General features: G+C 68.6%; 18 protein-coding genes and 1 pseudogene. 12 read left to right on the top strand and 7 right to left on the bottom strand.

Annotation, left to right across the window (positions count from 1 at the left end; all coding sequences use genetic code 11):
• From dnaE to JSY13_RS07795, 5 genes are all read left to right on the top strand, one after another.
• Entirely contained in the window at positions 1 to 3516 is a 3516-nt protein-coding gene (gene dnaE / locus JSY13_RS07815; protein WP_259606166.1) for a DNA polymerase III subunit alpha, read from the top strand.
• Positions 3517 to 3623: 107 nt separating this feature from the next.
• On the top strand, positions 3624 to 5051 hold the full coding sequence (locus tag JSY13_RS07810; RefSeq protein WP_259606165.1) for a hypothetical protein: 1428 nt from the start codon (positions 3624 to 3626) through the stop codon (positions 5049 to 5051).
• A gap of 48 nt (positions 5052 to 5099) precedes the next feature.
• Positions 5100 to 6392, top strand: coding sequence for a histidinol dehydrogenase (gene hisD / locus JSY13_RS07805; protein WP_259606164.1), 1293 nt, complete (start codon positions 5100 to 5102; stop codon positions 6390 to 6392).
• 6 nt (positions 6393 to 6398) lie between these two features.
• The gene (gene nrdR / locus JSY13_RS07800; protein WP_259606163.1) at positions 6399 to 6869 is read left to right on the top strand and encodes a transcriptional regulator NrdR; all 471 of its coding nucleotides are present in this window, start codon (positions 6399 to 6401) and stop codon (positions 6867 to 6869) included.
• A gap of 10 nt (positions 6870 to 6879) precedes the next feature.
• The gene (locus tag JSY13_RS07795; RefSeq protein ID WP_259606162.1) at positions 6880 to 7896 is read left to right on the top strand and encodes a quinone-dependent dihydroorotate dehydrogenase; all 1017 of its coding nucleotides are present in this window, start codon (positions 6880 to 6882) and stop codon (positions 7894 to 7896) included.
• Between the two features lie 333 nt (positions 7897 to 8229).
• Here JSY13_RS07795 and JSY13_RS07790 read toward each other — a convergent pair whose 3' ends face one another.
• A complete protein-coding gene (locus tag JSY13_RS07790; protein ID WP_432806395.1) occupies positions 8230 to 8799 on the bottom strand; it encodes a DUF3043 domain-containing protein in 570 nt (189 codons plus the stop codon).
• A gap of 38 nt (positions 8800 to 8837) precedes the next feature.
• Between JSY13_RS07790 and JSY13_RS07785 the strand changes: the two genes are divergently transcribed.
• The 5 genes from JSY13_RS07785 to JSY13_RS07765 all read left to right on the top strand — a co-directional run bounded on the left by JSY13_RS07785 (position 8838) and on the right by JSY13_RS07765 (position 13877).
• The gene (locus tag JSY13_RS07785; RefSeq protein ID WP_259606160.1) at positions 8838 to 10250 is read left to right on the top strand and encodes a dipeptidase; all 1413 of its coding nucleotides are present in this window, start codon (positions 8838 to 8840) and stop codon (positions 10248 to 10250) included.
• Positions 10251 to 10340: 90 nt separating this feature from the next.
• On the top strand, positions 10341 to 10712 hold the full coding sequence (gene erpA / locus JSY13_RS07780; RefSeq protein WP_259606159.1) for an iron-sulfur cluster insertion protein ErpA: 372 nt from the start codon (positions 10341 to 10343) through the stop codon (positions 10710 to 10712).
• Between the two features lie 90 nt (positions 10713 to 10802).
• The gene (gene ctaC / locus JSY13_RS07775; RefSeq protein ID WP_259606158.1) at positions 10803 to 11702 is read left to right on the top strand and encodes an aa3-type cytochrome oxidase subunit II; all 900 of its coding nucleotides are present in this window, start codon (positions 10803 to 10805) and stop codon (positions 11700 to 11702) included.
• A 3-nt stretch (positions 11703 to 11705) separates the two neighbouring features.
• Positions 11706 to 13439: an aa3-type cytochrome oxidase subunit I gene (gene ctaD, locus JSY13_RS07770; protein WP_259606157.1), complete on the top strand. Its 1734-nt coding sequence runs from the start codon at positions 11706 to 11708 to the stop codon at positions 13437 to 13439.
• A gap of 3 nt (positions 13440 to 13442) precedes the next feature.
• On the top strand, positions 13443 to 13877 hold the full coding sequence (locus JSY13_RS07765; RefSeq protein ID WP_259606156.1) for a cytochrome c oxidase subunit 4: 435 nt from the start codon (positions 13443 to 13445) through the stop codon (positions 13875 to 13877).
• A gap of 52 nt (positions 13878 to 13929) precedes the next feature.
• Here JSY13_RS07765 and JSY13_RS07760 read toward each other — a convergent pair whose 3' ends face one another.
• The 5 genes from JSY13_RS07760 to ctaE all read right to left on the bottom strand — a co-directional run bounded on the left by JSY13_RS07760 (position 13930) and on the right by ctaE (position 18991).
• Entirely contained in the window at positions 13930 to 14349 is a 420-nt protein-coding gene (locus JSY13_RS07760; RefSeq protein ID WP_259606155.1) for a rhodanese-like domain-containing protein, read from the bottom strand.
• Positions 14350 to 14580: 231 nt separating this feature from the next.
• Positions 14581 to 16404, bottom strand: a complete 1824-nt coding sequence (gene qcrB, locus JSY13_RS07755; protein ID WP_259606154.1) for a cytochrome bc1 complex cytochrome b subunit — start codon at positions 16402 to 16404, stop codon at positions 14581 to 14583.
• Positions 16401 to 17477: a cytochrome bc1 complex Rieske iron-sulfur subunit gene (gene qcrA / locus JSY13_RS07750; RefSeq protein ID WP_259606153.1), complete on the bottom strand. Its 1077-nt coding sequence runs from the start codon at positions 17475 to 17477 to the stop codon at positions 16401 to 16403. The genes qcrB and qcrA overlap by 4 nt, the downstream gene beginning before the upstream one ends.
• A 36-nt stretch (positions 17478 to 17513) precedes the next feature.
• The gene (gene qcrC / locus JSY13_RS07745) at positions 17514 to 18317 is read right to left on the bottom strand and encodes a cytochrome bc1 complex diheme cytochrome c subunit (RefSeq protein ID WP_259606152.1); all 804 of its coding nucleotides are present in this window, start codon (positions 18315 to 18317) and stop codon (positions 17514 to 17516) included.
• A 20-nt stretch (positions 18318 to 18337) separates the two neighbouring features.
• The gene (gene ctaE, locus JSY13_RS07740; protein ID WP_432806394.1) at positions 18338 to 18991 is read right to left on the bottom strand and encodes an aa3-type cytochrome oxidase subunit III; all 654 of its coding nucleotides are present in this window, start codon (positions 18989 to 18991) and stop codon (positions 18338 to 18340) included.
• A gap of 120 nt (positions 18992 to 19111) precedes the next feature.
• Here ctaE and JSY13_RS07735 point away from each other — a divergent pair.
• A pseudogene (locus JSY13_RS07735) lies at positions 19112 to 19976 on the top strand (IS5 family transposase).
• Here the strand turns inward: JSY13_RS07735 and JSY13_RS12695 are convergent.
• Entirely contained in the window at positions 19873 to 20223 is a 351-nt protein-coding gene (locus JSY13_RS12695; RefSeq protein WP_432806452.1) for an NAD(P)-binding protein, read from the bottom strand. The pseudogene JSY13_RS07735 and the gene JSY13_RS12695 overlap by 104 nt on opposite strands.
• On the opposite strand from JSY13_RS12695, the gene JSY13_RS07730 reads away from it, so the two are divergent.
• Positions 20140 to 20313 (top strand): hypothetical protein, encoded by a 174-nt coding sequence (locus JSY13_RS07730; protein ID WP_259606151.1) that lies wholly within the window; start codon positions 20140 to 20142, stop codon positions 20311 to 20313. The genes JSY13_RS12695 and JSY13_RS07730 overlap by 84 nt on opposite strands.
• Positions 20314 to 20348: the final 35 nt, after the last annotated feature.

The raw sequence follows: 20348 nt of genomic DNA, 5'->3' as shown, positions 1-20348 counted from the left end.
ATGGCATCCGACTCCTTCGTCCACCTCCATGTGCACAGCGAGTACTCGATGCTGGACGGGGCCGCCAAGATCAACGCGATGACGCAGACTGCCGCCGATTACGGGATGCCGGCGATCGCCGTCACCGACCACGGCAACACCTTCGCCGCTTTCGAGTTCTACAACGCCGCCCGGGCATCCGGGGTCAAGCCGATCATCGGCCTCGAGGCGTACGTCACCCCGGGGACGCACCGCAGCGACAAGTCCCGGGTCTCCTGGGGATCCCCGGACCAGAAGAACGACGACGTCTCCGGTGGCGGCGCGTACACCCACATGACGCTGTGGAGCGAGAGCACCGAAGGGATGCACAACCTCTTCCGACTCAGCTCGCTCTCCAGCATCGAGGGCTACTACTTCAAGCCGCGCATGGACCGCGAGCTGCTGCAGACCTACGGCAAAGGGCTCATCGCCACGACCGGATGCCCGTCCGGCGAGGTGCAGACCCGCCTGCGCCTCGGCCAGTACGACGCGGCGCGCGCCGCCGCCGCCGAGTTCCAGGACATCTTCGGCAAGGACAACTACTTCGCCGAGATCATGGACCACGGTCTCTCCATCGAGCGCCGGGTGATGACCGACCTGCTCCGGCTCGCCAAGGACCTCGGCATCCCGCTGGTCGCCACCAACGACTCGCACTACACGCATCAGCACGAGGCCGACGCGCATGCCGCGCTGCTGTGCGTGCAGTCCGGCTCCACGCTCGACGATCCGAACCGGTTCAAGTTCGACGGCGACGGCTACTACATCAAGACCGCGCAGGAGATGCGTCAGCTGTTCCGCGACCACCCCGAAGCCTGCGACAACACGCTGCTCATCGCCGAGCGGTGCCAGGTGGAGTTCAACACCTCCGCGAACTACATGCCGCGCTTCCCGGTCCCCGAAGGCGAGACCGAGGACAGCTGGCTGATCAAGGAGGTCGAGAAGGGCCTGCACTACCGGTACCCGAACGGCATCCCCGACAAGGTCCGCAAGCAAGCGGAGTACGAGACGGGCATCATCCTGCAGATGGGCTTCCCGGGGTACTTCCTCGTCGTCGCCGACTTCATCAACTGGGCGAAGGACCACGGCATCCGCGTCGGCCCCGGCCGCGGCTCCGGTGCCGGCTCGATGGTCGCGTACGCGATGCGCATCACCGACCTCGACCCGCTCGAGCACGGTCTCATCTTCGAGCGCTTCCTGAACCCCGACCGCGTCTCCATGCCCGACTTCGATGTCGACTTCGACGACCGCCGTCGTGGCGAGGTGATCGAGTACGTCACCGAGAAGTACGGCTCGGAGCGGGTCGCTCAGATCGTCACCTATGGCACGATCAAGTCCAAGCAGGCACTGAAGGATGCCGGGCGCGTGCTCGGCTTCCCGTTCAGCATGGGGGAGCGGCTGACGAAGGCGATGCCGCCGCCCGTGATGGGCAAGGACATGCCCCTGGACGGCATGTTCGACCCGCAGCATCCGCGCTACAAGGAGGCGAGCGAGTTCCGCGCGCTGATCGAGACCGACCCGGACGCGAAGACCGTGTTCGACCGGGCCGTGGGGCTCGAGGGGCTGAAGCGTCAGTGGGGAGTGCACGCCGCCGGCGTCATCATGTCGAGCGAGCCGCTGCTCGACATCATCCCGATCATGAAGCGGGAGCAGGACGGGCAGATCGTCACCCAGTTCGACTATCCCGCCTGCGAGGCGCTCGGCCTGATCAAGATGGACTTCCTGGGGCTGCGGAACCTCACCATCATCTCGGACGCGCTGGACAACATCCGCTCCAACCGCGGCGAGGAGCTCGACCTCGAACATCTCGCCCTCGACGACCGCGCCGCCTACGACCTGCTCGCCCGCGGCGACACCCTGGGCGTGTTCCAGCTCGACGGCGGGCCGATGCGCTCGCTGCTGCGGCTGATGAAGCCCGACAACTTCGAGGACATCTCCGCCGTCATCGCCCTGTACCGCCCGGGGCCGATGGGTGCGAACTCGCACACGAACTATGCGCTGCGTAAGAACGGGCAGCAGCCGATCACCCCGATCCATCCCGAGCTCGAGGAGCCGCTGCGCGACATCCTCGACACGACCTACGGCCTGATCATCTATCAGGAGCAGGTCATGGCGATCGCGCAGAAGGTGGCCGGGTTCAGTCTCGGACAGGCCGACATCCTGCGCCGCGCCATGGGCAAGAAGAAGAAGTCCGAGCTGGACAAGCAGTACGAGGGCTTCTCCGGCGGTATGAAGGAGCGCGGCTTCAGCGACGAGGCGATCAAGGCGCTGTGGGACATCCTGCTGCCGTTCTCGGACTACGCGTTCAACAAAGCGCACTCCGCCGCGTACGGGCTGGTCTCCTACTGGACCGCCTACCTGAAGGCCCACTATCCGGCCGAGTACATGGCCGCGCTGCTCACCAGCGTCGGCGACTCGAAGGACAAGATGGCGCTCTACCTCAACGAGTGCCGCCGGATGGGCATCAAGGTGCTGCCGCCGGACGTCTCCGAGTCGATCGCGTTCTTCGCGGCCGTCGGCGAGGACATCCGCTTCGGTCTCGGGGCCGTGCGGAACGTCGGCAGCAACGTGGTCGACGGCATCATCGAGGCGCGCAAGGACGGCACGTTCACCTCCTTCCACGACTTCCTCGACAAGGTGCCCCTGCACGTCGCGAACAAGCGGACCGTCGAGTCGCTGATCAAAGCCGGTGCGTTCGACTCGCTCGGCAACACGCGCCGGGCGCTGCTGGAGATCCACGAGGATGCCGTCGAGGCGGCCGTCGACCGCAAGCGCAACGAGGCCCAGGGGGCCATCGGCTTCGACTTCGACAGCCTCTACGACGAGCCCGAGGCGATGCCCGCCAAGGTGCCGGAGCGACCGGAGTTCACCAAGAAGGACAAGCTCGCCTTCGAGCGCGAGATGCTCGGGCTGTACGTCTCGGATCATCCGCTCGCCGGGCTCGAGGTCGCGCTCGCCAAGCACGCCTCGATCTCGATCCACGACCTGAACAACTCGGAGGATCTCCAGGACGGCGATCAGGTCACCGTCGCCGGGCTGGTCACCAGCGTGCAGCACCGGGTCGCGAAGGCCAGCGGCAACCCGTACGGCATGATCACGATCGAAGACTTCAACGGCGAGGTCACCGTCATGTTCATGGGCAAGACGTACACCGAGTTCCAGCACGTGCTGCAGCAGGACGCGATCCTCGCCGTGCGCGGCCGGGTGTCCCGTCGCGACGACGGCCTGAACCTGCACGCGCAGTCCGCGTTCGCGCCCGATGTCGGCTCCTTCGACGCCGCCGGACCGCTGTCGCTCCTGGTCGCGGAGCAGCGCGCCACGGAGCGGGTGATGACCGATCTCGCCGAGGTGCTGCGCCGGCACGCTGGCGACACCGAGGTGCTGCTTCGCGTGCACCGCGGCTCCTCCGCCAAGGTGTTCGAGGTGCCGATGCCGGTCCGCGTGTCGGCGGACCTGTTCGGCGACCTGAAGTCCCTGCTCGGGCCGTCCTGCCTCGGCTGAGCGCGGCCCTGCCCCGGGGCAGCGCGACGCCGGCGACCTCCGGCCGCATGAGCGAGCCGGGTAGGATCGGTGGCGCGCGCGGGAACCGCGACGAAAGGAACTCTCCCATGAGCACGGACCGGGACATGCCGGGCGCCGAGGACAGCGCGGGCGTCGACGAGACCACGCACGAGCGCCTGGGGAACGACAGCATGCGCCCCGCTGTCGACACGACGCAGCCCGAGGAGGACGGCGTCCTCTACGAGGAGCAGGTGAAGCCGGAGTACGGCATCCTCGGGATGACCCTGCGCGAACTGCTCATCGTCGGCGCCTGGGCCCTCGCCTTCCTGGTGTCGTTCTTCCCGCTCGCCTTCCACGGCACCTCGGTGTGGGGGAGCGGGCTCGGCTGGATCCTCACCATCGGCGTGCCCACCGCCGCCGTGTTCCTCATCGTGCTTCGCCGGTTCTCTCCGGACGGCATCCGCCGCGTCGGCTCGCTCGGCATCGACCAGTTCGCCTCCGTCGCGTTCTCCGTCGGGGCCGTGGCGTGGGCCCAGGAGGTCTGGGCCCGTGCGGCTGCGTCGATCGAGACCGGCCTGTACCTGGTGGGCTGGGTGCCGATCCTGCAGCTCCTGTTGATGCTCGCCCTGGTCGCGTTCACGGTCGCCGCCCCGCTCATCCCCGGGCTGCGCGAGGACTTCCACGGTCGCCTCGAGACGCTCGCGCACCGCAACGCCAACCCCGTCCGCCCGGTCATCGCACGTCCGCGGCCGGCGACGGATGCCGGCGGGCACGCCCCTGCCGTCCCGGCGCGCGCGGAGACGGGTGCCGCCGCCCCTGCGGAGTCGGGTGCCGCCGCTCCCGCGGTGGCGCGGCCGACGACCGGCTTCGCGCCGGTCGCGCCCGCGGGCCCGGATGCTGCGGCCCGCGACGCGCAGGAGACGACGGTGATCCCGACCGGTGCCGTCGGCGAGCCCTTCGAGGCCGCGAGTTCCGAAGCCGCGAGTTCCGAAGCCGCGATTTCCGGGGCCGGGGCTTCCGAGGGTGAGCCCGCGTCTGCGGGTGAGCCCGTGGCGGCGTCGGTGCCGGGCCCGCCTGCGCCGGCGTCAGAGCCGGGCCAGCAGGCCGAGGAGCCCGTCGACGCCGGAGCCGCCGCTGGTTCCTCACCGGATGGGTCCCCCGATGAGCCAGGGCCGTCCGAACCGGTCGCCGTGGCCGAGGCATCCGGCGCCGACGCCACGGCGTCCGCACCCGCCGAGCCGGACTCGACCGGAACCCGCCCCGACGAGGCGGACTCGGCCGGACCCCGCCCCGACGCGGACCGGCCCGACCCTGAGGACCCGACCCTGGCGTTCCAGACGCCCGTCGCCCAGCCGTTCTGGATCCTCGCCCCGACCGAGCGCGACGTCCACGACGAGCGAGGCCGCCCGATCTTCCGGATCGGCCCGACGGCGTGGGCGCTCGTCATCGAGGACCGCGGCGGCGCCTACGTCGTGCGGCACGACGACGGCCGGATCGGGTTCCTGCACGACATCTCCGACGTGACGAAGGGCTGACAGTTGCGCACCATCGATCTCCGCGGGCAGCGACTCTCGCCCGCAGGAATGCTCGCCGCCGTCCCGCGTGCCGTGCAGGCGCGCGCCGAGGCGCTCGAGGCCGCCGCCCGCATCGTTGAGGACGTCCGCGCTCGCGGCGAGGAGGCGCTCCGGGAGCAGGCCGAACGCTTCGACCGGGTGACCGGCCACGCCATCCGTGTCCCCGCCGAGCACCTCGCCGAGGCCGCGGCATCCCTCTCCCCGGCGGTGCGGGACGCGCTCGAGGAGGCCATCGCGCGCGTGCGCCAGGCATCCGCCGCCCAGGTCCCGGCTCCGCAGACCACCCGCATCGGCCCCGGCGCCACCATCGCGCAGCGCTGGCAGCCGGTCGGCCGTGCCGGCGTATACATCCCCGGGGGCAAAGCGGTGTACCCGTCCAGCGTCGTGATGAACGTCGTCCCCGCCCAGGTCGCCGGCGTCGCCTCGATCGCGCTGGCGTCCCCGCCGCAGGCCGATCACGACGGACGCGTGCACCCGACGATTCTCGCGGCCGCGGCGCTGCTGGGCGTGGGCGAGGTGTACGCCATGGGCGGCGCCGGCGCCATCGGCGCCCTCGCCTGGGGCGTGCCGAGCCTCGGCCTCGACCCGGTCGACGTCGTCTCCGGACCCGGCAACAACTACGTCGCTTCCGCCAAGCGCGCGGTCGCCGGCATCGTGGGGACGGATGCCGAGGCCGGCGCGACCGAGATCCTCATCGTGGCGGATGCCGACGCCGACGCGCGGCTCGTCGCCGCCGACCTGATCAGCCAGGCCGAGCACGACGAGCAGGCCTCGGCCGTGCTCGTCACCGACTCCGAGGAACTGGCCGGCCGTGTGGCGGACGAGGTGGCCGAGCTCGCCGCGCGCACGCGGCACCGCGAGCGTGTCGCCGCCGCCCTCGCCGGCCCGCAGTCCGCGATCGTGCTCGTCGACGACGGCGACATGGCGGCGGCGTTCAGCAACGCGTACGCCCCCGAGCACCTGGAGCTGCACATCGCCGACGCGGCGGCGGCCGCCCCTCGGTTCACGAGCGCCGGCGCGGTGTTCGTGGGTCCGCAGACCCCGGTCAGCCTCGGCGACTACATGGCCGGCAGCAACCACGTCCTGCCCACCGGGGGTCAAGCGCGGTACGCGGCCGGACTGGGCGCGTACACCTTCCTGCGTCCGCAGCAGGTCATCGAGTACGACCACGAGGCCCTCGCCGGCGTCCGGGCGGGCGTGGTCGCACTCGCCGACGCCGAGGCGCTGCCCGCACACGGCGAGGCGATCGAGGCGCGGTTCGAGGACGCCCGGCGGGCCCCCGGCGCCGAGCGAGTACGCTGAGAGATCATGCACTGCCCCTTCTGCCGGCATCCGGACTCCCGAGTGATCGACTCGCGCACCAGCGACGACGGTCTCTCGATCAAGCGCCGGCGCCAGTGCCCCGAGTGCGGAGGCCGCTTCTCGACCACTGAGACCGCGAGCCTGATGGTGATCAAGCGCTCCGGCGTGATGGAGCCGTTCAGCCGTGACAAGGTGATCACCGGCGTCCGAAAGGCGTGCCAGGGGCGCCCGGTCACCGAGGCGGATCTCGCCGTCCTCGCCCAGCGCGTCGAAGAGGCGGTACGGCAGACCGGCGTCTCGCAGCTGGACACGCGCGAGATCGGCCTGGCCATCCTCGGTCCGCTGCGCGAGCTCGACGAGGTCGCCTACCTGCGCTTCGCGAGCGTCTACCAGGAGTTCGACTCGCTGGAGGACTTCGAAGCAGCGATCGGCGATCTGCGCGCCGATCATGCGCGGACCGAGCAGTCCGACCGGTAGCCTGGCAAGGATGTACCCGCTTCTCTTCCGTCACGTCCTGTCGCGCCTCGATCCGGAGTTCGCCCACCACGCCGCGATGGCCGTGATCCGAGTGCTCGGCGTGCCGCCCTTCTCCTGGGCTGCGCGGGCGCTCACCGCACCGGACCGGCGCCTGGAGGTGCGCGCCCTCGGGCTGACCTTCCCGTCGCCCTTCGGCGTGGCGGCCGGGTTCGACAAGAACGCGGTCGGCGTGCGCGGTCTGGAGGCGCTCGGGTTCGGGCACATCGAGGTGGGCACGATCACCGCGATCCCGCAGGAGGGGAACCCGAAACCGCGGCTGTTCCGGCTCGTCCCCGACCGTGCGGTGATCAACAGGATGGGCTTCAACAACGCCGGTGCGGATGCCGCGGCGCGTCACCTGAGCCGGCTGCGCCGCCGAGCGCCCCGCGCGGTCATCGGCGTGAACATCGGCAAGAGCCGCGTGGTGGAGGTCGAGAACGCCACCGCGGACTACGTCGCCTCGGCCACCCGGCTCGCTCCGCTCGCGGACTACCTGGCGGTGAACGTCTCGTCGCCGAACACGCCCGGGCTGCGCGGCCTGCAGGCCGTGGAGACGCTCGCGCCGCTGCTGCGGGCCGTGAAGGAGGCGGCCGGCGCGACCCCGCTGCTCGTGAAGATCGCCCCCGACCTCCCGGACGAGGAGATCGCCGCCATCGCGAAGCTCGCCGTCGCCGAGGGGCTCGCCGGCATCATCGCCCACAACACCACGATCTCGCGCGAGGGCCTGCGCACCGACCCCGCCGTGGTCGAGGCGGCCGGCGCGGGCGGTCTCTCCGGCGCGCCGCTCAAGGAGCGCTCGCTCGAGGTGCTCGCCGTCGTCAAGGCGGCCGTGCCGGATGACTTCTGCGTGATCTCGGTCGGGGGCGTGGAGACCGCCGAGGACGTGCAGCGGCGGCTGGATGCCGGGGCGACCCTGGTGCAGGGCTACACCGCGTTCCTCTATCGCGGTCCGCTCTGGGCGCGCCAGATCAACCGCGGCCTCCGCTGACGCCGCCGATCACCCCCTCCTCCCGCCGAACACGCCACATTGTGGCTCGTTGTGCTGGTTGGACGCGCTGCGACCCGTCGAACGCGCCACATTGTGGCTGGCCGTGCTGGTCGGATGCCTCATACCCCAGCGGACGACACATTGTGGCGCGTTGTGCTGGTTGGAGGCGCCGCGACCCGTCGAATGCGACACATTGTGGCTGGCCGTGCTGGTCGGACGCGCCATGCCTTAGCGGACGATACTTTGTGGCGCGTCGTGCTGGTTGGAGGCGCAGCGACCTGCCGAACGCGACACAATGTGGCGCGGGTGGCAGGTGCGGCGTGGAGCAGGGGGTCAGACGGGGTACTGGCCGCGCTTGACCTGCGGCTTCGGGAGGCGCATGAAGCGCATCTGCAGGGCGCGCATCGCGGCGTACCAGCCCAGGCCCTTCTCACGGCGCTCGATGCCGAACTTCGCCGCGGCCTTCTTCTTCACCCGGATGCCGAGGATCACCATGTCCGCGATCGCGAGGAGCATGTAGCCCCACAGTGCGGCCATCGACCACAGCGACACCTCGGGGATCGGCACCATCGCCAGCAGGATCACCACGAGCATCGCGGCCATGACCCACTCCGAGAGGTGCCAGCCGGCATCCACGTAGTCCCGCACCCAGCGGCGCTGCGGACCCTTGTCGCGCGGGGGAAGGTACTTGTCCTCGCCGCGCTCCATGCCGAGACGGGCACGCTCCCGGCGCGCCTGCAGCTCGGCCTTCGCCGCGGCCCTCGCCTCCTTCGTGTTGGCCACGAGCGGACGACGGCGCTCCGCCTCCCGCTCGGCACGTGTCGGCGTCCGCCGTCCCTTACCCGTGGCGGGCGTCTGCGGGGCGTCGTCGTTCGTCGAGGGGGTGGGAGTGGGCACGGGCATCCTCAGTTCCGAGTCGGGGTCCTCTTAAGATTACTCGCATGACCCCCTCTGCATCCCCGGCGTCCGCCGAGCGCGAAGCCGCGCTCACCGAAGCCGTCGCGCTCGGCATCCCCTCCGCTCTCTCCGACCTGGGCGCGCTGGTGCGCATCCCCGGCATCGCCTGGCCGGCCTTCGATCAGGCCCAGCTCGAGCGCAGCGCCGACGCGGTGGCGGAGCTGGCCCGCGGCACCGGGGTCTTCGACGACGTCAGGGTGCTGCGCGCCGCGATCGACGACACCGACGAGCTCGGCCAGCCGGCGGTCCTGGCGACGAGGGCCGCGCGCAACGGGCGTCCGACGATCCTGCTGTACGCGCACCACGACGTGCAGCCGCCGGGCGACGACGCGCTCTGGGAGACGCCGCCCTTCGAGCCGACGGTCCGGGACGGACGCCTGTACGGGCGGGGAGCGGCGGACGACAAGGCCGGCATCATGGCGCACATCGCCGCCCTCCGCGCGGTCGCGGAGGTGCTCGGCGACGACCTCGACCTCGGCATCGCGATGTTCATCGAGGGGGAGGAGGAGTACGGCTCGCGCTCCTTCGCACGCTTCCTGCGCGACAACGCCGATGCGCTGCGCGCCGACGCGATCGTCGTCGCGGACTCCGGCAACTGGGATTCGCGCACGCCCGGCCTCACCGTCTCCCTCCGCGGCAACGCCCGCTTCACCCTGCGCGTGCGCACCCTCGAGCACGCGTCGCACTCCGGCATGTTCGGGGGAGCGGTGCCGGATGCCATGATGGCGGCCGTCACGCTGCTGGCCACGCTCTGGGACGAGGACGGCGCCGTCGCGGTCGAAGGACTCGCCTCGAGAGACGCCGACACCCCCGCCTACGAGGAGGCCACGCTCCGCGAAGAGGCGGGGCTGCTGCCCGGCACCCGGCCGATCGGCCGCGACAGCATCCTCAGCCGCATCTGGAACAAGCCCTCCGTGACGATCACCGGCATCGACGCCACCAGCGTCGCTGCGGCGTCGAACACGCTGCTGCCGGAGGTGAGCGTCGTCATCAGCGCGCGCGTGGCCCCCGGTCAGAGCGCTCGCGAGGCGTACACGGCGATCGAGGCGCACCTCCGGGCGCACGCCCCCTTCGGCGCCGAGCTCACGTTCAGCGACATCGACCTCGGCGACGGGTTCCTCGTCGACACGGCCGGATGGGCGGTCGGGCTCACCCGCGACGCGATGGCGGACGGCTACGGCGTCGCCCCGGTCGACCTCGGGGTCGGCGGATCCATCCCGTTCATCGCCGATCTCGTTCGCGAGTTCCCTGCGGCGCAGATCCTGGTGACCGGGGTCGAGGACCCGCACTCCCGTGCGCACAGCCCCAACGAGTCGCTGCACCTCGAGACCTTCCGCAACGCCGTGCGCACCGAGGCCCTGCTGCTGGCGCGGATGAACGAGCGCACGGCATCCTGAGGCCGCGCCATCGGGCGCCGAGCCCTCCCCGCACCCCGGCGGTAGAATCGAGCGCAGCAGCAGTTCGTGCTGCGCGTCCCAAGGAGTGACATGAGCGACACCACACTGACCGCCCAGAACTCGACCGAGGCTCCCGCCCACGGTGTCTCGCTGACGGCTGCCGCGGCGCAGAAGGTGAAGAGCCTTCTCGAGCAGGAGGGCCGCGACGACCTGCGTCTGCGCGTCGCCGTCCAGCCCGGAGGATGCTCGGGCCTGATCTACCAGCTCTACTTCGACGAGCGCTTCCTCGAGGGCGACCAGACGGTCGACTTCGACGGGGTCGAGGTGATCGTCGACAACATGAGCATCCCGTATCTGGATGGCGCGTCGATCGACTTCAAGGACACCATCTCGGAGCAGGGTTTCACCATCGACAACCCCAACGCGGCAGGCAGCTGCGCGTGCGGCGACAGCTTCCACTGAGACCCGCCGAACCTGCGTGGTTGGCATGAATCGGGTGTGAGGTTGCCCTAGACTTGAGGCTGTCCCTGTCCGCGATCTGAAAGGTGCATCGTGCCCTCGAAACGCCGCCTTCGTTGGGCCGCCCTCCCGCTGGGAGTTTCGGCGGCCGTGGCCCTGGCGGGATGTACTCCCACCGAACTCCACGGCTTCCTCCCGGGCTTCGTCGAGGACGGCACCGCCGCCACGAACCAGACCGACCGCGTCGCCGCCCTCTGGGTGAACTCGTGGATCGTGCTGCTGGCCGTCGGCCTGATCACCTGGGCCCTGATGGGCTGGGCCGCGGTCGCGTACCGCCGTCGCAAGGGCCAGACCGGCCTCCCGGTGCAGCTGCGGTACAACATGCCGCTGGAGATCCTGTACACGGTGATCCCGCTGATCCTCGTGCTGGGTTTCTTCTTCTTCACCGCCCGCGACCAGGCGGAGATCGAGACGCAGTGGGAGGACCCCGACGTCGAGATCACCGCGATCGCCAAGCAGTGGGCGTGGGACTTCCAGTACAACGGCGAGGAGGAGGACAACTCCGACGCCGTCTGGACGATGGGCATCCAGGCCCAGCCCGACGCCGAGGGCAACATCGACAAGTCGCAGCTGCCGACGCTGGTGCTTCCGGTCGACCAGAAGGTCACCATCCACCTGCAGTCCCGCGACGTCGTCCACTCCTTCTGGATCATCGACTTCCTCTACAAGAAGGACATGTACATCGGGAAGGACAACACCTGGTCCTTCACCCCGACCCGCGTCGGCGAGTATGACGGCAAGTGCGCCGAGCTCTGCGGCGAATACCACTCGATGATGCTCTTCAACGTGAAGGTCGTCGAGCAGGACGAGTACGAGGACTACCTCGACTCGCTGCGCGAGGAGGGCAACACGGGCGACATCAACGACGCCTACGACCGCCTCGGCAACTTCCCGGGCACCGGACCGAGCTCGAGCTCCGAGGAAGAGGAGTAAGACATGACGACCACAGCCGAACCTCAGACGAACGGCGTCCGTCCCACCACGATCCCGCCGCGTCAGGCCGCACTGCTCACCTCCTCGCGGGTGGAGCAGAAGGGCAACATCGTCGTCAAGTGGATCACCTCCACCGACCACAAGACGATCGGCTACATGTACCTGATCGCCTCGGTGATCTTCTTCCTCCTCGGCGGCGTGATGGCGCTGGTCATCCGCGCCGAGCTGTTCGCGCCGGGCATGCAGATCGTGCCGACCAAGGAGCAGTACAACCAGCTGTTCACGATGCACGGCACGATCATGCTGCTGATGTTCGCGACGCCGCTGTTCGCCGGATTCGCCAACGCGGTCCTGCCGCTCCAGATCGGCGCCCCTGACGTCGCCTTCCCGCGTCTGAACGCCTTCGCGTTCTGGCTGTTCCTGTTCGGCTCGACCATCGCGGTGGCCGGCTTCCTCACCCCGCAGGGCGCCGCCTCGTTCGGCTGGTTCGCGTACCAGCCCCTCGCGAACGCCACGTTCTCGCCGGGCGCCGGTGGGAACCTGTGGATGCTGGGCCTCGGCCTCTCCGGTTTCGGCACCATCCTCGGTGCGGTGAACTTCGTCACCACGATCATCACCATGCGCGCTCCGGGCATGACGATGTGGCGGATGCCGATCTTCTCCTGGAACACCCTGATCACCAGCCTGCTGATCCTGATGGCCTTCCCGGTGCTGGCGGCGGCGATCTTCGCCGCCGGTGCGGACCGCGTGCTCGGCGCTCACATCTACGACGTGGCCAATGGCGGTGTGCTCCTCTGGCAGCACCTGTTCTGGTTCTTCGGCCACCCCGAGGTGTACATCATCGCGCTGCCGTTCTTCGGCATCGTGTCCGAGATCTTCCCGGTGTTCAGCCGCAAGCCGATCTTCGGGTACAAGACGCTGGTGTACGCGACGATCGCGATCGCCGCACTGTCGGTGGCCGTGTGGGCGCACCACATGTACGTCACCGGCTCGGTCCTGCTGCCGTTCTTCGCCCTGATGACGATGCTCATCGCGGTGCCGACCGGTGTGAAGATCTTCAACTGGATCGGCACGATGTGGCGCGGCTCGGTCACGTTCGAGACGCCGATCGTGTTCGCGCTCGGCTTCCTGGTGTCGTTCGTGTTCGGCGGTCTCACCGGCGTGATCCTCGCGTCGCCGCCGCTGGACTTCCACCTCAGCGACTCGTACTTCGTCGTCGCCCACTTCCACTATGTGGTGTTCGGCACGGTCGTGTTCGCCATGTTCGCCGGCTTCTACTTCTGGTGGCCGAAGTGGACGGGGCGGATGCTGAACGAGCGCCTCGGCTACGTGCACTTCTGGATGCTGTTCATCGGCTTCCACATGACCTTCCTCGTGCAGCACTGGCTCGGCGTGGACGGCATGGTGCGTCGCTACGCGGACTACTCGGCCGCCGACGGCTGGACCTGGGGCAACCAGGTCTCCACGATCGGCGCCGTGATCCTGGGCGCCTCGATGCTGCCGTTCTTCCTGAACGTGTGGATCACGGCGCGCAAGGCGCCGAAGGTCACCGTGAACGACCCGTGGGGCTACGGGGCCTCGCTGGAGTGGGCCACCTCGTGCCCGCCGCCGCGGCACAACTTCACGTCGATCCCGCGCATCCGCAGCGAGCGTCCGGCGTTCGACCTGAACCACCCCGAGGCTGCCGAGCACCCGGTGTCCGCATCCGCCGGCGCCGCTCACGGAGAGGTCAAGTAATCCATGCGCGACAACGTCATCCTCTGGTGGGTGCTGACGGTCTTCTTCCTGATCGTCGCCGCGATCTACACGACCTGGAACATCATCGCCCACCCCGACCGTCCGGTCGTGACCGCGATCGAGTGGGTCGGTACCGTCGCCCTGCTGTTCGTCGCCTTCATGAGCGCGATGATCGCCTGGTACCTGCACCGCACGCACCGTGCGCAGGGCGGTGAGCTGCCGGAGGACATCCTCACGGCGGACATCGACGACGGAGACCCTGAGCTCGGTGAGTTCAGCCCGTGGTCGTGGTGGCCGATCGTGCTCGCGGCCTCCGCCGCGGTCTTCCTGATCGGGCTCGCCGTCGGGCATTTCCTGCTCCCGATCGGTCTGGCGATCTTCGCTGTCGCGATCGTGGGCTGGGTGTACGAGTACTACCGCGGACACTTCGCCCGCTGACATCTCCTACCAGAGAGGCCCTCCGGATCCGTCCGGAGGGCCTCTCTCGTTTTCAGGCGCGGCTGCGGATGCGGGGGACGCCGGTGAGCGGGTCGATCGGCCGACGGTGCACGCCGTCCGCGTCCTCGACCGGGTAGCCCTCCCGCACCCAGTACTCGAAGCCGCCGATCATCTCACGCACCGCGTAGCCCAGATTCGCGAACTCGAGGGCGCCCTTCGCACCGGCGTTGCATCCTGGGCTCCAGCAGTACACCACCACGGCGGCATCCGCGGGGATCTCCTGGGGGGCCCGCCTTGCGATCTCGCTGTAGTGCATGTGGATCGCGTCGGGGACGCGTCCTTGAGCCCACGCCTCATCGGAACGCACGTCCACCACGTAGAGGGTCTCTCCGGCCTTGCGGGCGGCATGGACGTCGCTGGGGTCGGTCTCGGCGGCGAGTTTGGCGGCGAAGAATGCGGCGCGCTCGTTCATGGCTTCAGCCTACTGAGCGTCGTGCGTGACCGCGTCGTCGATGACTGCGCGATGTCGTCGATTCCCTGCCATGGTCGACTGTTCACTCATGCGCGTACGGGGCGACCGCGAGGTCGGGGGAGCGGAGCAGCTGCACGACGGAGGACACGCATCGATCCTTTCACGGTCGGGGAGGGGACGACGAAGAGGGCCCCGTCCATTCGGACGGGGCCCTCTTCTGAGGACGAGCGATTACTCGCCGTCCTCCGATTTCCGGCGCCGCGGCTTCCGCACCGGCTCTGTTGCGATCACGGAGCTCGGCACGTTGCCGGTCTCGGTGACGTGCGGGTCACTGGCGATGATCTGGTCGTCGGTGACACCGGCGCGCTCGTGGGCACCGGCGATCTCCTCGGCTTCGATCTCCGCCATGGTGGCCAGAGCGTGGTGCTGGTGGGCATCCGCCGCGTCCAGCTCCGCCTGGGTGAGCGGCTGGAGGCGGTCCTCGAAGAACCACCGGGACAGCGCCGAGCGCAGGTTCTCGTGCCACGGGATACGGCCCTTGGCGTTCGGGCGCACGACCAGCGGCTCGTAGGTCGCGTAATCGATGAGCTTCCAGCGGTCGTAGACGTCGACCGGCTGGTGGACCTCGATGAACTCGCCGCCGGGAAGACGGACGATGCGGCCGGATTCGTAGCCGTGCAGGACGATCTCGCGGTCCTTCTTCTGCAGCGCGATGGCGATGCGCTTCGCGACGAAGTAGCCGATGATCGGGCCCACGATGAGCAGGATCTGCAGCGCCCGGATGACGCCCTCCATCGTCAGCATGAAGTGCGTGGCGATGAGGTCGGACGACGCGGCGGCCCACATCACGGCGTAGAAGATCACACCGGCGACACCGATCCCGGTACGGGTCGGGGCGTTGCGCGGGCGGTCTGCGATGTGGTGTTCGCGCTTGTCGCCGGTGATCCACGCCTCGATGAACGGGTAGAACATCACCGTGACGAGGAACAGACCCAGCACCGCGACCGGGATCAGGATGCCGAAGGACCAGGTGCGGTCCAGGAACACGATGTCCAGATTCGACGGCGCCAGACGCAGCGCGCCGTCCGCGAAGCCGATGTACCAGTCGGGCTGGGTTCCGGCCGACACGGGGGACGGGTCGTACGGTCCGTAGTTCCAGATCGGGTTGATCTGGAACATCGACGCGATGAGGACGATCGTGCCGAAGGTGATGAACAGGAAGCCGCCCATCTTCGACATGTAGACCGGCATCATGGGGTAGCCGACCACGTTCTCATTGGTGCGGCCCGGGCCGGCGAACTGCGTGTGCTTGTTGATGACCATGAGCATCAGGTGCACGACGATCAGGCCGATCACCAGGAGGGGCAGCAGCAGGATGTGGAGCGTGTAGAGGCGACCGACGATGTCGGTGCCGGGGAACTCCCCGCCGAAGAGCAGGTACGAGGTCCAAGTCCCGATGAGCGGGAGGCCCTTGATCATCCCGTCGATGATGCGCAGACCGTTGCCGGAGAGCAGGTCGTCGGGGAGCGAGTAGCCCGTGAAGCCCTCGGCCATCGCCAGGATGAAGAGCACGAAGCCGATCACCCAGTTCAGCTCACGCGGCTTGCGGAATGCACCCGTGAAGAAGATGCGCAGCATGTGGACGCCGATGCCGGCCACGAAGACCAGTGCCGCCCAGTGGTGGATCTGACGCACCAGCAGGCCGCCGCGCAGATCGAAGGAGATGTGCAGCGTGGACTCCAGCGCCGCGGACATCTCGATGCCGCGCATCGGCTCGTACGCGCCGGTGTAGTGCGTGGGGACCATCGACGCCTGGAAGAAGAACGTCAGGAACGTGCCCGAGAGGAACACGACGACGAAGCTCCACAGCGCGATCTCACCCAGCATGAACGACCAGTGGTCGGGGAAGATCTTCCGGCCGAGCTCTTTGACGAAGCCGGACAGGCTCGTCCGTTCGTCGATGTAGTTGGCCGTCGCGCCGATGAATCTGCCGCCGAGCGGCGCCTCACGCGCCTCGGTGGGCTGGGTCTCGCGAGGAGTTGTTGCGGTGCTCAATGACGCTCCCAGAAGCTCGGGCCGACGGGTTCGTGGAAGTCGCTCTGCGCGATCAGGTAGCCCTCGTCGTCGACGGTGATGGGCAGCTGCGGCAGCGGACGGGCCGCCGGGCCGAAGATGACCTTGGCGTGCTCGGTCACGTCGAACTGCGACTGGTGGCAGGGGCAGAGCAGGTGGTGGGTCTGCTGCTCGTACAGCGCCACCGGGCATCCGACGTGGGTGCAGACCTTCGAGTAGGCGACGATCCCGTCGTACGACCAGGACTTGCGCTCCTCGGTCTCGATGAGCTGCTCGGGGCGCAGGCGCATGAGGAGCACGATGGCCTTCGCCTTCTCCTCGAGGAGGCCGCCGTCGTGGCCGAGCTCGTTCAGGCCCTCGGGGATCACGTGCACGGCCGAGCCGAGCGTGACGTCCGCGGCGCGGATCGGGGTGCCGTCGGGGTCGCGCACGAGGCGGGTGCCCTTGTCCCACATGGTTTGCTTCAACAGCGCCACCGGGTCGCCCGCGTTGGGGTGAGCCTCGGAGGCGTGCGGGGCGAGGCCGCGGAACAGCGTCACACCGGGGACGACGGATGCCACGAGCGCGGCGATCAGCGAGTTGCGGATCATCGTGCGGCGCCCGAAGCCGGACTCCTCGTTCGCGTCCGCGAAGGCCTTGACCGCGGCGGCACGGACGGAGTCGCGACCGCGCGTCGGGTGCCGGTGCTCGATGAACTCCTTGTCGCTCATCACGGCCTTCGACCAGTGGATCGCGCCGAGACCCAGCGCGAGCAGGGCGAAGCCGATGCCGAGACCGATGAACAGGTTGTTGTTGCGCACGTCGATGAGTGCGCCGCTCTCGATCGGGAACAGCATGTAGGCAGCGACGGCCCAGATGCTCGCGGCGAGCGAGAGGTAGAAGAGGGTGTAGACCGTGCGGACGGCGGCCTTCTCGGCGCGCGGGTCCTTGTCGGTCATCCGCTCACGATGCGGGGGCAGCCCCGGGTTCTGCACGGGATCGCTGACCGCGACCCCCAGCCCTGGCGAGGGCTGGTAGGCCCTGTCAAGAGCCAGCGTGTCCTCGTCGTGTGCCATGGTGCTCCTCGTACGTTCCTCTTCGATGAAAATTCGTCAGTTGGACTTCGCCGTGATCCACACGGTGAGGGCGACGAGAGCGCCGATACCGAAGATCCAGATGAACAGACCCTCGGAGACGGGGCCCAGCGAGCCGAGGGAGAGTCCGCCGACCTGCACGGCCTCCTGCTGATAGAGCAGAGCCGAGATGATGTCGCGCTTGTCCTCGGGGCTGAGGTTCATGTCGCCGAACACGGGCATGTTCTGCGGGCCGGTGACCATGGCCGCGTAGATGTGCAGGGCGCTCGTCGAGGTCAGCGCGGGGGCGTACTTGCCCTCGGTGAGCGCACCGCCTGCGGCGGCGACGTTGTGGCACATCGCGCAGTTGATCCGGAACAGCTCGGCGCCGTGCGAGACGTCGCCTTCGCCGTCGAGGATCTCCTCGTCGGGGAAGGTCGGGCCCGGGGCGACGGACTGCACGTACGCGGCCATCGCCTTGATCTGCTCGTCGGTGAACTGCGGCGGCTTCTGCGGAGCCTGCGGTGCCTGCATCTGCAGCGGCATCCGTCCGGTGGCGAGCTGGAACTCGGTGGCGAGCTCACCCACGCCGATCAGGCTGGGGCCGTTGTCGGTGCCCTGCAGGTCGAGACCGTGGCAGGTGGCGCAGTTCGCGGTGAACAGCTTCTCGCCGTCCTCCACGGTGAGCTCCGTGGAGACCGCGGTCTGCGCGTCGGTGGAGGCCATGGCCGCGGATGCGCCGGCGTAGGCGCCGCCGGTGAGCAGGAGGCCTGCACCGATCAGCGCGGCAGCGGCGAGGGGACTGCGACGGCCGCGCGAGCGGCGCTTCTTCTCTCGTGCCATTTCGGGGAATCGCTCCGCTCTCACTTAAGGAAGTAGATGACGCCGAAGAGGACCAGCCAGACGACGTCGACGAAGTGCCAGTAGTAGGACACGACGATCGACGAGGTCGCCTCTTTGTGCGTGAAGTTCTTGACCGCGTAGGCGCGCCCGATGACGAGCAGGAACGCGATGAGGCCGCCGGTCACGTGCAGGGCGTGGAAGCCCGTCGTGAGGTAGAACGCGGAGGCGTACGAGTCCGCCTGGATCGGCATCCCCTCGACGACGAGCTGCGCGTACTCCCAGACCTGGCCGCACACGAAGATCGCGCCGAGCGCGAAGGTGACCCAGAACCACTCGACCATGCCCCAGCCGAAGATGCGGCGACGGCCCGCGGCGTTCACCTGACCGCGCGGCAGGCGGTAGGCCTGCATGTCCTCGGCGGCGAACACACCCATCTGACAGGTGAACGAGGACGCCACGAGGATGGCCGTGTTGACCGCTGCGAACGTCACGTTCAGCAGACCGGTGCGGTCGGCCCACAGTTCGGGGGAGGTGCTGCGGAGAGTGAAGTAGATCGCGAAGAGACCCGCGAAGAACATCACCTCGCTGCCGAGCCACACGATGGTGCCGACAGCTACCGGATTGGGCCGCTTGATCGTTCGGGCAGCCGGGGCATACGTCGCTGAGGTGGTCACCCGTCCATTATGGCCGATCCGTCGCGCGAATTCTTGCACCCGGGGACCCCGTTTCGCTGTCGTCGCACGTAGGCCGTGTTGCTAAATGCTGGTTCGGGGCCTTCGGGTGATTCTTGAGTCGTGTCGCGAGATGTCATCACGGACGAGGTCTGGGAGCTGATCCGGGACGTGTTCCCGCCGGTGAGGACACGGGGCCGTCCTCCGGTGGATCGGCGCACGGTGGTCGAGGCGACCGCGTGGCGGTTCCGCACGGGATCGGCGTGGCGAGACCTGCCCGACCGGTTCGGGAGCTGGAACACGATCTACAAGAACTTCCGCCGGTGGGCGAGCGACGGCGTCTGGGAGGACCTGCTCACCCACGTGCAGAAGCGGGCGTCGCTTCAGGGTGAGATCGACTGGGTCGTGTCGGTGGATTCCTCGATCGCGCGTGTCCATCAGCATGGCGCGACCTTGCCCCGGGTCACAGGGGGATCCGTCGAACTACAAGAAGTCCGGGCCAGAGCCTCCTGACCACGCGATCGGCCGGTCACGGGGTGGTTTGACGACGAAGATCCATCTCGTCTGCGACGGGAAGGCCCGGGCGCTGGCGTTCGTCCTCACCGGCGGGCAGGTCGCAGACACGAGCATGTTCACCTGCGTACTCGACGAGATCCACATCCCCGGCCGAGGGCCCGCGCGCACGAGACCGGACCGGGTGCTCGCGGACAAGGGCTACCCGTCGAAGAAGAACCGGGCCTGGCTGCGCGAGCGCGGCGTCAAGGCCACGATCCCCGAACGCGACGACCAGATCGCGCACCGTCGCAAGCGGCCGGGCCGTCCGATCGACTTCGGCGATGAGCAACGGGAGCGCTACAAGGGCCGCAACGTCGTCGAGCGGTGCTTCAACTTCGTGAAGCAGTGGCGCGGACTCGCTTCCCGCTACGACAAGACCGCCCGGTCATACGCGGCAGGGCTCTGCCTCTCCGCCGCCTTGCAATGGATTTAGCAACACGTCCTAGCTTGTCCGCCACGTGGCGAAGATAGGCGTGGACCTCTGCCCCTTTCGGATAGCGTTCCGTCCAAGACCAGGAGTCGGTGACTTCCTGGGCAAAGGACAAGCAGTAATAGTGCGATTCGCTGTCTGTTCGGACCCCCGGGTACCGGTTCGCATGCCAAGTGCCACCGACGTCGTCACTTGCTTCGACAATCACGGCGTCGATCCCTGCACGGCGCAGCAGGTGGAGATTGGCCAGGCCGCTGAAGCCGGCGCCTACGATGAGGACTTCACGATGCTCTGGGGCGTACTGCTTGGAGTTCATGTCAACCTTCCTGATGGTCGCTGATCGGTATGTCGCGCACATGCCGCAACGACGACGGC

The organism is Microbacterium neungamense (genome assembly GCF_024971095.1).
Lineage (GTDB): Bacteria > Actinomycetota > Actinomycetes > Actinomycetales > Microbacteriaceae > Microbacterium > Microbacterium neungamense.
The sequence above is the reverse complement of the archived record's forward strand: the minus strand, read 5'-3'. Positions and strand labels throughout refer to the sequence as shown.

What these genes read in the sequence shown, in the direction of transcription:
- ctaD (WP_259606157.1), top strand. Translation starts at nt 11,706, where the DNA reads ATGACGACCACAGCCGAACCTCAGACGAACGGCGTCCGTCCCACCACG.
- JSY13_RS07785 (WP_259606160.1), top strand. Translation starts at nt 8,838, where the DNA reads ATGACCCCCTCTGCATCCCCGGCGTCCGCCGAGCGCGAAGCCGCGCTC.
- JSY13_RS07730 (WP_259606151.1), top strand. Translation starts at nt 20,140, where the DNA reads ATGCCAAGTGCCACCGACGTCGTCACTTGCTTCGACAATCACGGCGTC.
- hisD (WP_259606164.1), top strand. Translation starts at nt 5,100, where the DNA reads ATGCTCGCCGCCGTCCCGCGTGCCGTGCAGGCGCGCGCCGAGGCGCTC.
- JSY13_RS07760 (WP_259606155.1), bottom strand. Translation starts at nt 14,349, where the DNA reads ATGAACGAGCGCGCCGCATTCTTCGCCGCCAAACTCGCCGCCGAGACC.
- JSY13_RS07795 (WP_259606162.1), top strand. Translation starts at nt 6,880, where the DNA reads ATGTACCCGCTTCTCTTCCGTCACGTCCTGTCGCGCCTCGATCCGGAG.
- nrdR (WP_259606163.1), top strand. Translation starts at nt 6,399, where the DNA reads ATGCACTGCCCCTTCTGCCGGCATCCGGACTCCCGAGTGATCGACTCG.
- qcrA (WP_259606153.1), bottom strand. Translation starts at nt 17,477, where the DNA reads ATGGCACACGACGAGGACACGCTGGCTCTTGACAGGGCCTACCAGCCC.
- JSY13_RS07765 (WP_259606156.1), top strand. Translation starts at nt 13,443, where the DNA reads ATGCGCGACAACGTCATCCTCTGGTGGGTGCTGACGGTCTTCTTCCTG.
- qcrC (WP_259606152.1), bottom strand. Translation starts at nt 18,317, where the DNA reads ATGGCACGAGAGAAGAAGCGCCGCTCGCGCGGCCGTCGCAGTCCCCTC.
- JSY13_RS07810 (WP_259606165.1), top strand. Translation starts at nt 3,624, where the DNA reads ATGAGCACGGACCGGGACATGCCGGGCGCCGAGGACAGCGCGGGCGTC.
- erpA (WP_259606159.1), top strand. Translation starts at nt 10,341, where the DNA reads ATGAGCGACACCACACTGACCGCCCAGAACTCGACCGAGGCTCCCGCC.
- JSY13_RS07790 (WP_432806395.1), bottom strand. Translation starts at nt 8,799, where the DNA reads ATGCCCGTGCCCACTCCCACCCCCTCGACGAACGACGACGCCCCGCAG.
- dnaE (WP_259606166.1), top strand. Translation starts at nt 1, where the DNA reads ATGGCATCCGACTCCTTCGTCCACCTCCATGTGCACAGCGAGTACTCG.